The organism is Chitinophaga agrisoli, from assembly GCF_008386695.1.
GTDB lineage: Bacteria > Bacteroidota > Bacteroidia > Chitinophagales > Chitinophagaceae > Chitinophaga > Chitinophaga agrisoli.
The window spans coordinates 921,947-936,693 of sequence record NZ_VUOC01000002.1; the positions used below are offsets into that span (position 1 = coordinate 921,947).

At 50.1% G+C, this 14,747-nt stretch carries 11 protein-coding genes; 3 read left to right on the forward strand and 8 right to left on the reverse strand.

The genetic code is table 11. The features are described 5' to 3' along the window. Window positions 1-24 precede the first annotated feature (24 nt). The 3 genes from F0L74_RS11085 to bshB1 form a co-directional block, all read right to left on the reverse strand. On the reverse strand, window positions 25-579 hold the full coding sequence (locus F0L74_RS11085; protein WP_149837930.1) for a peroxiredoxin: 555 nt from the start codon (window positions 577-579) through the stop codon (window positions 25-27). A 482-nt stretch (window positions 580-1,061) separates the two neighbouring features. Next, window positions 1,062-1,970, reverse strand: coding sequence for a serine hydrolase (locus tag F0L74_RS11090; RefSeq protein WP_149837931.1), 909 nt, complete (start codon window positions 1,968-1,970; stop codon window positions 1,062-1,064). After that, window positions 1,967-2,695 carry a bacillithiol biosynthesis deacetylase BshB1 gene (gene bshB1, locus F0L74_RS11095; protein WP_149837932.1) on the reverse strand — a complete coding sequence of 243 codons (729 nt, stop codon included), beginning with the start codon at window positions 2,693-2,695 and terminating at the stop codon, window positions 1,967-1,969. Before bshB1 ends, F0L74_RS11090 begins: the two co-directional genes overlap by 4 nt. 185 nt (window positions 2,696-2,880) lie before the next feature. On the opposite strand from bshB1, the gene F0L74_RS11100 reads away from it, so the two are divergent. From F0L74_RS11100 to F0L74_RS11110, 3 genes are all read left to right on the forward strand, one after another. After that, window positions 2,881-3,897, forward strand: coding sequence for a substrate-binding domain-containing protein (locus F0L74_RS11100; protein WP_149837933.1), 1,017 nt, complete (start codon window positions 2,881-2,883; stop codon window positions 3,895-3,897). Between the two features lie 522 nt (window positions 3,898-4,419). Then, on the forward strand, window positions 4,420-7,584 hold the full coding sequence (locus F0L74_RS11105) for a SusC/RagA family TonB-linked outer membrane protein (RefSeq protein ID WP_149837934.1): 3,165 nt from the start codon (window positions 4,420-4,422) through the stop codon (window positions 7,582-7,584). A gap of 27 nt (window positions 7,585-7,611) precedes the next feature. Then, on the forward strand, window positions 7,612-9,153 hold the full coding sequence (locus tag F0L74_RS11110) for a RagB/SusD family nutrient uptake outer membrane protein (protein ID WP_149837935.1): 1,542 nt from the start codon (window positions 7,612-7,614) through the stop codon (window positions 9,151-9,153). 91 nt (window positions 9,154-9,244) lie between these two features. On the opposite strand, the gene F0L74_RS11115 is transcribed toward F0L74_RS11110, so the two are convergent. The 5 genes from F0L74_RS11115 to F0L74_RS11135 all read right to left on the reverse strand — a co-directional run bounded on the left by F0L74_RS11115 (window position 9,245) and on the right by F0L74_RS11135 (window position 14,523). Next, complete coding sequence (locus F0L74_RS11115) at window positions 9,245-9,739, reverse strand: hypothetical protein (RefSeq protein WP_149837936.1); 495 nt, start codon at window positions 9,737-9,739, stop codon at window positions 9,245-9,247. 103 nt (window positions 9,740-9,842) lie between these two features. Next, window positions 9,843-10,463, reverse strand: a complete 621-nt coding sequence (locus F0L74_RS11120) for a DUF4294 domain-containing protein (RefSeq protein WP_149837937.1) — start codon at window positions 10,461-10,463, stop codon at window positions 9,843-9,845. Between the two features lie 96 nt (window positions 10,464-10,559). Next, window positions 10,560-11,561 (reverse strand): alpha/beta hydrolase, encoded by a 1,002-nt coding sequence (locus F0L74_RS11125; protein ID WP_149837938.1) that lies wholly within the window; start codon window positions 11,559-11,561, stop codon window positions 10,560-10,562. Window positions 11,562-11,584: 23 nt separating this feature from the next. Further along, window positions 11,585-14,092 (reverse strand): cytochrome c biogenesis protein CcsA, encoded by a 2,508-nt coding sequence (gene ccsA / locus F0L74_RS11130; RefSeq protein WP_246197679.1) that lies wholly within the window; start codon window positions 14,090-14,092, stop codon window positions 11,585-11,587. A 32-nt stretch (window positions 14,093-14,124) separates the two neighbouring features. Beyond that, window positions 14,125-14,523, reverse strand: a complete 399-nt coding sequence (locus F0L74_RS11135) for a cytochrome c maturation protein CcmE domain-containing protein (protein WP_149837939.1) — start codon at window positions 14,521-14,523, stop codon at window positions 14,125-14,127. Window positions 14,524-14,747 lie beyond the last annotated feature (224 nt).

Sequence of the window (14,747 nt, forward strand, 5' to 3'; positions counted from 1 at the left end):
TGAACCTAATGAAAATCAAAGTGATTATCCAACCAGGGTAGCTTCGCCTTTCTGCCAGTTGCAGGGGCACAGCTCATCTGTCTGCAGGGCATCCAGCACGCGCAGTACTTCTTTCACGTTACGGCCTACGTTCAGGTCGTACAGGGAAACCCAACGAACGATACCCTGAGGGTCTACGATGAAGGTAGCACGGTAGGCTACTTTCTCGTTAGCTTCGAGGATACCCAGTTCTTCTGCCAGGGTTTTGGAAGTATCTGCCAGCATGGGGAAATGCAGGCCGCGCAGGTCTTCATGGTCTTTTCTCCAGGCCAGGTGCACAAACTCAGTATCGGTAGAAGCGCCTAACAGGATCGCGTCACGGTCAAGGAAATCCTGGTTGTGTTTGTTGAATTCTGCAATTTCTGTAGGACAAACAAAGGTGAAGTCCTTAGGCCACCAGAACATTACCATCCATTTGCCGGAGTTACGGATCTCTTCAGAAGATACGTCGTAAAATTCTTTGCCTTTCTCGATGGACACTACAGCCGTTTTCTTAAATTCCGGAAACTGGGAACCTACGGACAGGATTACATTCTTCATGGTGTTATATGTTGTTTTTAATTTATATTGCTTTCTCGATCCCCTGTTCAAGGTTCTTTGCGTATCAGGTACGCATTTTAAATCCGGTGCAAAGTTCTCTTTCCGGCCATAATAAGTCAAATAGATTTTCAAGATAAGGTATTGAAATTATCTATAGTTTATCCATTATTCCATAGATAATCCTCTATAGGCCCCGCTAATGCTGCGATCAGGCGCGGGGACGGCTCTCCAGCTGTTCAGGCTACCAGTTACGCGCCTGTTTTACCGTAACATTTTGGCACGTTATTTAGTTATACATAGAGAACTTTGAAAAAACACTTTTATGGCAGGTATTAAACTCAAGCATGTACTTTTAGTGATCATTACGGTAGGCCTTGCTTTGATTCCGTTTATTAAAAACAGCATCAGCAGAACGGATGAATTTGACGCTACCCAGGATCTATTCATCTGATAATGGCCAACGAACGGGTTACCCATCCGGATCAGAACTGCCCTACCCCAGGGTCAGGCACCCATTTGTCCTTTTTCTCGTAATAGTTCCAGATCACGCCCGCTACGCTGCGTAGCAAGTTCCAGGCTTCATTGTTCCTTTCCCAGCTCTGATCCTGGTTATTTTTTGTGATAATACTGTATACATAGTCCCCATGCGGGGCATTTACCATGATCACTTCCGAGCGGGACGCATCCACTGCGCCGTTTTTGGAGGCCGTTCTTATATATGGCGGTATCTGCAACAGCCCCTCTGTATCCCAGTAATTACGGGTAAGATTACGGTACATGCGCTCACTGGCTGTTTTGCTCACTACTTCCCCTTTATAGATCATTTCCATGAGACGCGCCATTTCGCGGGGCGATGTCTGTCCCCAGCCATATTGACTGCGGTTAACCTCCCGGCCGGGCGTGCGGCTATTCATACGGGTATTTACAAAACCATGGGCCTCCAGCCAGGTATTGATCCGGAGCCCGCCACCGGCCAGTGATTGCAGCCAGAGGCTGGCGGTGTTGTCGCTCATGGTGAGCATCAGCATCATTACCTTGGCCAATTCCAGCTTTTGTCCGCTTTTAAAGGATCCCAGCAGGTCCTCCTCCCCTTCGTACAGCAGGGAATCCTTGTAAATGAGCTGCTGATGGTATTGCAGCTCCCCGTTAGCTATCTTATCAAAGACGCCTATCATAATGGGTATCTTGATGGTACTGGCGGTAGGGAACACCGTATCCGCGTTGATGGCCACATACCGGTCCTTTTTCAGGTGGTGTACATAAATGCCGGCTACGCCATGGTGTTGGGCCAATAAGGGGCGCAACAGGGCGGCCAGCCGTTTATCTTCCTGCTGCGCCAGTACGGCGGCACTGCTGAATAAGCATATGAATAGTAAGAGGAAGGATCTCATGTTTCAGCGTTGATGAGGTCTGCAAAATTGCGGACACCGATTGCTTTGGCGCTGGTATAACCTTCTGCGTACTCTACCCCTACCATCTTACCCAACATTTTGGCCCGGTATATCACACTGTCGAAGAAGCCGGGAGATGAAATATAGGTCTGCACTTCTTCGTCCTGGTTGACCATAAACTGTGTCTTAAAGCTGCGGATGGCTTCCAGTTTGCGCTCCATTACGGAGCTGACGTCTACCACAAAATCCGGCTCATGATAACGGTCCTGCAGGAAATGATATACTTGTTTGGGGCGCCAGTGTTCCTGAAATTCCCCATTTAAGGCGGTTTCCACTTTACGCAGGCCGGCGAGGAAACAGCTATCAGCAATGAGTTTGGCGGCGCGCCCGTGATCCGGGTGACGGTCGTCTATGGCATTGGCCAGTACAATGTCTGGCCGGTACTTTCGTATAGCCGTTATGATGGCCAGCTGCTCCGGGGTATCGTTCCTGAAAAAACCATCTTTCAGTCCCAGGTTCTCACGGATGGTGAGGCCCATGATCTTTGCGGCGTCTTTTGCTTCCTGTTCCCGGGTATCAGGGGTGCCACGGCTGCCCAGCTCTCCGCGGGTAAGGTCTACCACTCCTACTTTCATGCCTTGTGCGGCGTGCACCATCAGGGTACCGGCACAGCCCAGTTCTACATCGTCCGGGTGGACGGCTATTGCGAGTATGTCTAGTTTCATAATGCTTTTTCAGCCTCTGTTACGGGTGCAAAGAACGGAAAAAGTTTTAGTTTATTAAAGCTGCGTATATCTGTGCGCCTATGAGCAGCGCATGTATAATCATCCTGATCATAAAAGACATGTTGTTGATTTTTATAGGCATAGCATATGAAAAGTCTGTATATTACGCCAGCCCCATTTTCCATATGAAAAGAGTATCGCTTAAAGATGTAGCCCAGAAGGCGGGGGTAGCGCCTTCCACAGTATCGCTGGTGTTGAACGGTAAGGCCAAACAAAGACGTATCAGCGAAACACTGGCCGCAAAGATCATTAGTGTAGCCAAGGCAGCAGGGTATCAACCGCATCCTGTAGCGGTGAACCTCCGGACCGGGCAATCCAAGATATTAGGGTTGCTGGTAGAGAGCATTTCCGGCAGCTTCTTTGCCTCCCTGGCCCGCACCATAGAAGTAGAGGCAGAAAGCTATGGTTATAAGATCATGTACTGCAGCACAGAGAATAATCCTCTTAAAGGCAAAGAGCTGATCCAGATGATGTTCAAACACCAGGTGGATGGTTATCTTATCACCCCTGCCCCCGGTATGGAAGAAGACATAGCGCAGCTGCTGCAGCTAAAGCGGCCGCTGGTACTGATGGACAGCTATTTTGAAGGTCTGAACGCACCTTATGTGCTGGTGGATAATTACAAGGGGGTCCGGACCTGTATGGAACAGCTGCTGAAAAAGGGACATCGTAAAATAGGCTTTATTACGGCAGACCTGGACCTGGTACAGCTGCAGCAACGCAAGCGGGCCTACCGCGATGCCTGCACGGAGTATAAGATACCGGCCTCCTCACAGTATGTGCTGGGCATTGCCTATGATACGCCACAAAAGACCATCATCAAACAGATCAGCGCTTTTATTACCCGGCACCGGGATATGAGCGCCGTGTTGTTTGGCACTAATTACCTGGGGGTGGCCGGCATGGAAAGCATCACCAACCTGGGGCTGCGTATACCCGACGATCTGGCGGTGGTGTGTTTTGACGACCACGATGTGTTCCGCCTGTATCCCCCTGGCATCAGCGCGCTGCAGCAACCCATTGACAATATCGCCAAAACGGCCATTGCCCTGCTTATGAAACAATTGGGCGCCACCAAGGCAAAATCCCGCAAACAGCAGATATTACTGGAGGGGAAGTTCATCAAACGACGGTCTATCTAAAGGTTTTATACAACCAAACACGGGGTTTTGTTGTTATAAAAGATAGGCAGCGGATGTTATCCGTCTGTTAATGCAATCGGTTCAATCCCGCTATGCGTGCCGCTCAACTAATTTTTTGAACAATCGTTTTGGAATGTAAAAAAGAATACTATTTTTACATAAGAACTATTCCAAGAAACAAAAGTCCAAGATTCCACATTCGTACGTAGTAAACAGTGAAATGAACTGAAGTATCAAACTTTAACCTTTAAATAAGATTCTGTAAACATGTAAAGTACTGGCAGGTCCTTTTAGGATCTTTTTTAAAAACCAAATGCTAAATCGATTTTGCTGACAAAGGGGGACATCACGTTATGTTGTGTAGTATCAATGCTCAATGGGTCGTCATTTCTATTTTCTGCTGAATAAATAAAAGTTAGCGGGCAAGTTATGCCCGAAAGTCCCCCCAAACTACTGTGCTGCTCTACGGCAGGATCGATGCTGCTTATTCTACATCGTAAATAAACCAAAAAACCAAAGCGTATGAAGAAAACATCAACCTTTCTTATGCGAACTGGCCTGGTTAACACGTTATGCCTATTAATGTGTTTGCTGGCTGCTGCCCAAACCCGGCAGGTCTCCGGGCGGGTTACTGACGCCAAGGACAATTCTCCCCTACCCGGCGTTACTGTACAAGTAAAAGGTACCACTTCTGGTACACAAACAAAACCAGATGGCACATTCTCTCTGGAAGCTCCGGAGGGCGCCACGCTCACTTTCTCTTTTGTAGGCTATATCCCGCAGGATAAGCCAGCCGGCAGCAATGTAGCCGTAGCATTGGCGCCTGATGTAAAGTCCCTGCAGGACGTAGTAGTAATCGGGTATGGTACCCAGAAAAGGTCTGATATCACTGGCGCGGTAGCATCCATCAAGGCCGCCCAGCTGGAAGAAAGGCCCTTACCTTCTGTAAACCAGGCCCTGGCCGGCCGTTTGCCGGGCGTAAACGTAACGGAGAACTCCGGCCGCCCGGGTGGTCAAACCCGTGTGCGCATACGTGGTTTCAGCTCCATCAACACCTCCAATAACCCCCTGTATATTGTAGATGGGGTGATGTTACCGGTGGGCACGCAAACACAGTTCTCTAACGCCATTGACTTTATTAATCCGGCTGATATCGGATCTGTGGAAGTACTGAAAGACGCTTCCGCCACGGCGATCTACGGTTCCCGCGGCGCCAATGGCGTAGTGCTGCTTACAACGAAACGCGGCTCTTCTGACGGGCCCAGGATCACCTATGACGTGAATGCCTTTGTGCCCATCATAGGCCCTCACCGTGTGAAAATGCTGGATGCCAACGAATTCCTGTTTGTAGAGGAACAGGCTTACAAGAACTCCCAAACCTACGATCCGCAGGGTTGGGCAGACGGTAAGTATTCTGATCCGGTTGAGAAAAGGAGGAATTACCTGGAAGGCAATACCGCCGGTAACCCGGTGCTTTTCCGCCTGGACGGCAGCGGCAACCCCGTGCCCATCTACAACACAGACTGGCTGAAAGAGGCCACCCAAAGCAAACTGGGGCATAACCACCAGGTATCTTTCACCAATGGTAATGAAGACGGTTCCTATGGCGTTTTTATGGGTTATCTGGATGATAACGGCCTGTTACTGAACTCTTACCTGAAACGTTACTCTGCCCGTTTCACCTTTGATACAAAATTGAAGAACTGGATCTCTGTAGGCGGTAACCTGGGTTATAACAACCAGGTGGAAAATATCGTGGATCAGGGCACCGGCGGTCTTAACTCCGTACGTATGATTACAGAAGGCCTGCCTATTCTTCCGGTTAAATTACCGGACGGCAGATGGGCCGGTAACTATATGTACCAGGGTATGGAAGGCGGTGAGAACCCGGTAAACATTATGACCAACCGTTTCTATGAAATGGTGACGCAGACCGTACTGGGTAATTTTTATGCCGATCTTCACCTGGCCAAAGGCCTGGAGCTGCGCTCTGTACTGGGTACTTCCATCGTTACCCGTAACCGCGGCGAATACAACGGCCGTAACCTGAACCAGATCTCCCAGGACCAGAAAGGCCGTGCCGTACTGGACGATAACCGCGAAAGCTTTATCTCTACAGAAACCTACCTGACCTATACCCGTAAGTTTGGCGCAGACCATTCATTTACCGGTATGGCGGGTATGTCATGGTACCTCACTAATATCAAGGGCTTCCAGGCGGTTGGGGAAGGCTTTCAGACAGATTACCTGAAATTCAATAACCTGAGCGCCGCCACCAATTTCCCCACACCGGGATCACGCGCCGCCAGGTTTGCGTTTAACTCATACTACAGCAGGTTGAACTATGCCTACAAGGACAAATACCTGTTAACGCTGACCGGCCGTGCGGATGGCGCGTCTAAGTTTGGCGAAGAGAATAAGTATGCGTTCTTCCCCTCTGCGGCAGTGGCCTGGAGGATCTCTGAAGAGCCTTTCCTGAAAGGCAGTCCTACCATTTCACATTTAAAACTGCGTGCCAGCTATGGTTTAACCGGTAACTCAGAGATCAATACCTACGCATCCCTACCGTTACTGGGTAATTACACGGCCGTATTTGGCGACGCCAGGGCAGCCGGTATTGGTATTAACAGGCTGGCCAATCCAGACCTGAAATGGGAAAAGACCAAGCAGTATGACGTAGGCCTGGAAATAGGCTTCCTGCAGAACAGGATCTCCATAGAAATAGACGGTTACTACCGCAAAACTTCGGATATGTTGCTGGAAGCTCCCCTGCCCCTGACCAGTGGTTATGCTACCATTATCCGTAACGTAGGCACCCTGGAAAATAAAGGCCTGGAACTGGGTATTAACACCGTGAATATCCAGACCAATGATTTTACCTGGAGCACCAGCCTAGTAGCCTCTACCAACAAAAATAAGGTACTGACACTGGCCACCCCTGCCCCACTGTTCAGCGGTAACCCCGGGTTTACCAACCCCACGGGTATCCTGCAGGAAGGCGCATCTGTAGGTTCTTTCTGGGGCCTGAACCGTTTAGGCACCTGGAGCACCAAAGACGCAGCGGAAGCGGCCAAATTTGCAAGCTATCGCAGCAGCCAGCCCATCCTGCCGGGCGATATCCGCTATGAGGATGTGAACGGCGATTACCAGATCAATGATGCTGACCGCAAGATCATTGGCGATAACAACCCCGATGTATATGGTTCCTTTATCAACACTTTCCGCTATAAGAACCTGGAACTGACCGTAGACTTGGCGTACTCCTACGGCGCTGATGTGCTGAACATGACACACCACTCCGGTGAAGACCGCGTGGCCATTGCCAACAGCTACAAGACCGTACTGAACGCGTGGACGCCTGATAATCAGAATACAGATATCGCCGCTTTACGCGATACCAGGGCCGGTTATGTAACCAATGTGGACACCCGTTGGGTAGAGGATGGTTCTTTCCTGCGCGGCCGTAACCTGCTGCTGGGATATACTTTCCCCACTTCTCTGATCAAAAGATTGTACCTGAATAAGCTGCGGGTATACGGTTCTGTACAGAACTTTTTCCTGTGGACCAATTTCAGCGGAAACGACCCGGAAGTGACTACCTACGGCGAAGCATTTGCACAGGGACAGACCTTCTTTGACTATCCCAAACCTACCCGGTTCACCCTGGGATTGAATGTTGGTTTGTAATTCATTGTTGACTAAAAGAACTTAATCATGAAGCGACTTCACTTAACTAAAATAGGATTGTTACTTTGCGGTATGCTGTTCATTGGCGCAGGTTGTACCAAATACCTGGAAGAGAATGACCCGTCCAACCTTGCACCGGACAGTTATTTTACGCTGCCTGAACATGCGGAAACAGCCGTAAACTCCGTATATGCCAACCTCCGATTTATGTCTGCCGGCGCCGGCATTTTCTCTTATAATTTCCAGCTGCCGGAAGCGCTTTCCGGCACCTCTGCCTCCGAGACCGGCCAGAACTCCGATCTGAACAACCTGTTAAACCTGGCGTATGATGCGGACAATGTGCATGTGCGCCAATGGTGGAACAGCCTGTACAGGGGTATTGCCAATGCCAACCTGGCTATTGCCAAAATACCGGACATCCCCAATATGGATGAAGGACTGAGAGCGCGGTATATAGGCGAAGCCAAGTTCCTGCGCGCGCTGCATTATTTCTATGCTGTAAGGCTGTGGGGAGATGTACCGCTGACCATCAAACCCATTGAATCATATACGGACCCGGAACTGTACCCTGGCCGTACGCCGCAGGAAGAAGTATATAACCAGATCGTACAGGACCTGAAGGATGCGGAAGCAGCCGGCCTGCCCTGGACAGATCAAACAGGCAGGGCTAACCTGGGCGCCGCAAAATCACTGCTGGCCAGCGTGTACCTGACCATGGCGGGTTTTCCGCTTAATAAAGGCGCGCAATACTATCAGCTGGCAGCTGATAAGGCCAACGAGGTGATCACACATGGCGATTATAGCCTGTTCCCAACTTACGAGAACCTGCATACGCCGGCGCTTAAAAACAGGACGGAACATATTTTCCAGATCCAGTACTCTGCTTCTGTATCCGATGCGCGCGCTGATTTTCAGCAACCCATGCTGCCCAACTTTGGCGGCGTATCCGCATTTGGCACACAGATCGGCAGTACTGTTCCCACAAGGGCATTCTACAATTCCTACGAAACGGGCGACAAACGTAAACAGGAGCAACAGTTCTTTTATACCGCCTATTATCAGGATGGCAATGGCGCTTTAAAACAGCTGAACGCCCCGTATATCTTTAAACATTTTGACCGCGCTGCCAATGGTACCGCCGGGGTGGCAGGCACCGCGCAAAGCGGTATGAACTGGCCGCTGATCCGCTATGCGGAGGTACTGCTGATCTATGCAGAAGCGCAGAACGAAGCAGCCGCCGCGCCTTCTGCTGCCGCTATAGCCGCACTGAAACAAATCCGCGACCGCGCTGCACTTACCACGCCTGCTACGTTTACCAAGGCCGCTTTCCGCGAAGCTGTCTGGAGAGAGCGCTGGTACGAGCTTTGTTATGAAGGCAAAGCCTGGTTTGATATGCTGCGCCTGCGCAAAGCGTTTAACGAGGCCACTAAAGGTTTTGACAATTTTGTAGGGCACAAATTCAGTTATGGGCCTACCCTGCAGGAAAAACACCTGCTGCTGCCGCTGCCTACACTGGAAATGAACAACAATCCCAGCCTGCGCCCGCAGAACCCGGGATTTGCCGGATAAACTTACGTTTTGGTTGATAGATTGATAACAAACAAGAAAAGGGGGTACCGTTAGCCGGTACCCCCTCTACTTTTATAAATAAGTGCAAGAGCTAATGGATCGTTATCACCACGCCAATCTCTTCTTCTTTTAAGCCATAGCGCTTTTTGCCATCTGCAGCGCTTAGCAGTTGTACATCCGCTATCTCCTTTTTTTCCAGCGCGGCCAGCTGGGAGACCGGGTTGGTGGTGATCACGCTATCGCTCATAATATAACGGAAGCTGCTGTCATTGCCATATTTCTGCAAGGCGGCGGCATAGGCGGGCGACAGGCTGCTGAACATGCGGTTATAACGTTTGCGGGCAAACGGTTTAGTCTCTATATAAAATACGCCGTTGGTAGCGCGGTCCCCATATTTTTCAACTGTTTTCCGGCCCCTTGCAATGGTGATCATGGCTATCTGGTCAGGCCCCAGCTCATTCACCGCCACCGGGTCCACTTCCACGCTGTCAATGATATAGACCTGCACTGCATCGTCTGTACTGTCCTGCGCCTGCAAGCTAAACCCGCAAAGCAGCAGGGAACCTATAATAATCGCCTGTTTCATCTTGTTCTTTATAATTAGATGCATGGATATCATAATATCCACAATATGCAAGAATCGTTCAAAATAAACGGAGGAAATGTTAAAATCGGGGGAATGGGGAATATCAATTATAGGCGCGGTAATAGCGGTACATTTCTATTTCCTGTACGATCACCTCAATATCGCTGTCCTCTTCTTTATCGTATTCGCTTTTGAGGTTGCCGCCAAAGAAAAAGGCCACTGTTTGCCATACCCTGGCATTAAAGCCGCCTTTCAGCTCTTTGATGATCTCGTAACAGTTCTCGCCGGTTTCGCGGTTTATCAGCTTCATGAGCACTTTGCCCTGGTAGATGGACAGGTTTTCCAGCTTATCGCCAAATTCGGCTTTGAGCTCCTTTTCCTTAGTGGCCAGATATGCTTTCCGGTCCTTTTTATTAGGCATGGAGGCCAGGCGGGCATTTACATCCTTGAGGATGCGGGAGGCGGATCTGGCGTAGGGATAGGTCACATACACAGCATTGCGCAGGCGGCTCCAGCGTTCGCGCTCTTTACGCAGGCGGCGGGGCAGTTTTTCCGTTACTTCAAAGATATTGAGGGTAATAGAGGGCAATGTATCTGTGCCTACGATCACCGCCCTTACGTGCATACCCTGGCCTTCTGCGGCAGCCTGTGCTACCGCATCTTTCCGGCATAGGAGGATGCATGATACAACGGTGAAGAAAAAAAGTGTTTTAAGACGGCACATGTACGTTCAAACGCTATTTTATATACTAAAGTTACAATAAAAGATTTTAGATATATACCCCCTGTAAAATTCTGGCGGCGGTGCTGCGGATTATCATCATAACGGCTTTAGTTTCAATATCCGCGTCATAAAATCATCGATGGCGCGCTCTACGCCCGGCACATCTTTGGACACCAGCGAGGAGCCCAGCACATGCGCGCCCGCACCAGCTATGGCAATGGCGGCTTTTTGCGCGGCAGGCGTGCCTAGTTCCTTCTCCATTTCCAGGATGGCGGACACCCTTACGGTGGGATCCTGGTGTGCTTCGTCTTTATAATAATAGAGATTTAATATGGGCTGATGCACTTTTTGAAAGGTGGCTTTGGTCATGGTGCTTTCCAGCAGGTTTTCCAGCTGGATCACCGCCTCCAGGCGGTAAGCATTATTCCAGTAGCGCCCCCTCACGGGATCATTATCGCTGGAACGGTTATACAGGCCTTTTTTCACGTAGCGGGCCACCTGCAGGCCCCAGGGATTATTGGCCAGGAATGCCAGGGGATCATTGATGGCAATATTGGGCGACATATTTACTATAGCATACACCTCGTTGGGGAATTCCGCTGCCAGTTTCAGGGCCAGGGTACCGCCGGTGGAGGTGCTCATGATAATTACGCGCTGCCCCAGGCTATGGCCTATGGCCAGGGCTTCTTTGGCGTCGCGCCAGAGGCCTTCCGCCGTCATGGTGAGCAGCGGCTCAGACGTGTCTATGCCGTGCCCGTCCAGGCGGGACAGGAAGAGGTTGCAGCCATAACGACGGGCAATATCCGGCGCTACCGGATCGCCTTCTTTACGGCTGGCAGAAAATCCATGGAGGTAAACAATGCTGTAAGGCGTTTTGCGGTGCAGGGAGTCCTGCCAGACAATGCAGGCCTCGTTCTCCGGCTTAATACGGTGATGGCTTTCGCGTACCTGCACGTATTGTTGCAGGGCGGCAGTATTTGTTGGCACAGGGGGCAGGCCTGGCGCATATACCGGCGTGGCGGGGCTGGGGCCCAATACATACACGCCTGCAAGCACCACAATAACCACCAGGGTTACGCGCAGCCATTTGCGTTTCATGGGAAAAGGATTTATGATTGAGACTATAGCTCTTCGCTAACCGCTATCTTCCCGCTTTTCACCGCCACTTTTTCCGCCGTCTTTTTTGCGCGCTGGACGATGCTCATCACAAAACCAGCGATCATGATCAGCACGCCGATCCACAATACATTGATGTAAGGGAAAATAAAGGCCTTCAGCACGATGTAGTCATCAAAAGTACCGCCTTCCTTCACTTCCAGCTCGATCTTGTTATCCTTGGGCATGATCTTGCTGAACTTCACATACAGGGATAAAGGCGATAAAGTATCCGGCACGCTGAATTGGTAGGTGCTATCCCGGATATAGTATACCGGTTGCAGTGTAAACTGCTCATTGTTCTTGTTATATACCTGCAGTTTGGCGCCTACGGCGAGGTCGCCGGTCTGGGCCTGGTAATTCCTGTTCTCCGGTTGCGTTTGCAGGCCGGTGAATACCATGTAACCGCTGGAGAAAAAGATGGAATCGCCCTGCTGTACCTGGTGCGTTCTGTACTGCGCCGTATCGTTGGCCGCGTCTTTACGCGGTACTGCTGTTATATAGGTAAATATATCCTTGGTGAGGTAGTGACGGGATGAAGGGTTGGGCGTTAAGCCTTCCTGTCCTTTTGTATTCACAAAGGCATCCGGGTACAGGGTAAAGCTTTCCAGCGTAGCGCCGTTGGCGGGATCCTTTTTCTCATAACGTACCACGTAATAGGTCTTTGGATCACCGGGAACGGTGGAGTCGCCAGCGTAGGTCACGTGGTAAGCACCCATCTGAATGGGGAAGTTACGCGGCAACATCAGGTTCTCCCGAGGGTTTTCTTTGCTTTGCTCGCCAAAGAAACCAGGCTCTATCATCTTCATCTTGTCGATGGAGATGGTTTCTTTTTTAGAGGAGGAAATGAGCACGCCCAGTAATATCATCCCAAAACCGATATGCGCAACGGAAGCCCCGGCAGATCTTACTTTGCCTTTCAGGCCGCTGAAGATATAGGCTGTATTGGCTATGATGGCGTATACGCTGGCAAACAGCATGATATAGATGGCTACCAGGAAGCCGGCGCCGTAAGCCCTGAAGTTGATATTACCCAGCCAGCCTATGAGGGCGGTGGCTACCAATGCAATCACGGTAGGCCATAACAGCTTTTGGGTAACGTGTTTGCGCGGCGTATCCTTATACTTCAGGAATTGTACGATGGCCGTGAGCAGGCCCAGTACAATAGCTACCCAGATCTGGATCTTATTATAGTGGAACACCGCCTCTGTGGGCGGGGCCATGTTCAGTTTAAACAATTTGTTCCATACGGGGATGGAAGTGGTGAAGGTGATCTGGATGGCCGCTATGAGCAGCACCAGTGAACCTACAAACAGCCAGAACTCGCGGGAGTAGGAGCTTTCCTCTCTTTTTACATCCGGTATCTCCTTACGGCGCATGATCAGCAGCGTAAAAGCCGGGATAGTGAATACTGCCATGTATACCAGGAGCTGTCCGCTCATACCCAGGTCTGTAAAGGAGTGTACGGAAGTTTCGCCCAGTATGCCGCTACGGGTAAGGAAAGTGGCATACAATATCAGCACAAAGGAGATAAAGAAAAAGAAGAAGGTGGATTTAAGCGCATGCCCGGTGGACCGGTAGGCCAGCAGGGTATGGATACCTGCCACCAGTGTGATCCAGGGTACCAGGGAGCCGTTCTCTACGGGGTCCCAGGCCCAGTAACCGCCAAAAGTGAGGGATTCATAAGCCCAGGCGGCGCCCATCATTACGCCAGTGCCCAGTATCATGCCTGCAAACAGGGCCCAGGGCATGGCAGGTTTAGTCCATTCTGTATACTGGCGGGTCCACAATCCGCCAAAAGCAAAGGCAAAAGGCACGATCATGGAGGCAAAGCCCAGGAACAGCACCGGCGGGTGGATCACCATCCAGTAGTTCTGCAGCAGCGGGTTAAGACCATTGCCGTCCGGGATCTTGCTCAGGTAATCCGGTAAGGATACCCAGGGCAGGTTGATGTTCTCTTCTGCCTGGCGTAACAGCAAAAAAGGATTGCTGCCAACACGGTAACCGAATATATAGATACCCAGCAGCATGCTGGCCAGGCAGAACTGGGCGAAGGACAGCACGGTCATTACCGGCGCCTCCCATTTCTTTGCCCTGAACATGAGGATGCAACCCAGTACGCTATGCCAAAGGCTCCACAGCAGGAAGCTGCCTTCCTGGTCTGCCCAGAAGCTGGAGAGCAGGTATTTTACCTCAAGGGTGCGGGATGAGTTACGCCAAACGTATTTATATTCAAAGAAGTGATTGTAGAGTACGTAGTATAAGATGCCAAATACAGCGAAAGATGAGAGTATTTCCACTACGAATGCATATCGCGCCAATTTCTTCCAGGAGTCCTGCAGGGGGGCTTCTTTGATCCTTACAGCATTGAAATAAGCGATGGTGGCTACCAGGGAGGCCATAAACGACAGTACAGCAAAAAAATGCCCCAACTGGCCGGGTAGCAGATGTTCCCCTATGTATTTTGTTTCCAAGATGTTGTGATGAATGGTAAAGTAATAGGAGACTACATTTTTTTGGTGCTCATGGCTACCTGGTCTTCCTTGTATTTAGACGGACATTTCATCAGGATCTTGTCACAATGAAACTCCTCTCCGCTGATCTTACCGGTAAGCACCAGCTGGTCTGCCTTCTCGAAATCAGTGGGTTTGGTGCCATAGAATATTACTTTACGGCTTTCACCCAGCTTATCTTTCATGTAGAATGTGAAGTAGTTAGCGTCTTTTACCGGATCATAATTAAGGGCCTGGGCTTTGTCCAGGGTCCCGATCACGTGATATTCCTTGCCTTCTTTTTCCTTAGCGGTGGCAAAAGTTACATAAGTGCTGAAATCACCCGCCATTGTTACAATAACCCCTATGGCCACTGCGATCACTACCAGTAGAACGATGTTTGTTTTCTTCATAGCTTAAATTTTCGGCATGCTTCCTTATCGTCTGTGATTATTTCCGTGAAAAACTCCGGGTACCCCGTCTTATTTCAGCCGCAAAATTAACGCAAAAAGCTTTCTGGTTTCCTTATTTTTTATACAAAAGGTAAGTCCCGGGGGCCGGGATTTTAAAAACCGGCAGGTCTTAGTTAACAGATCACTATCTTTGCGCCGGAAATTGAAAATTGAACTATCACCAT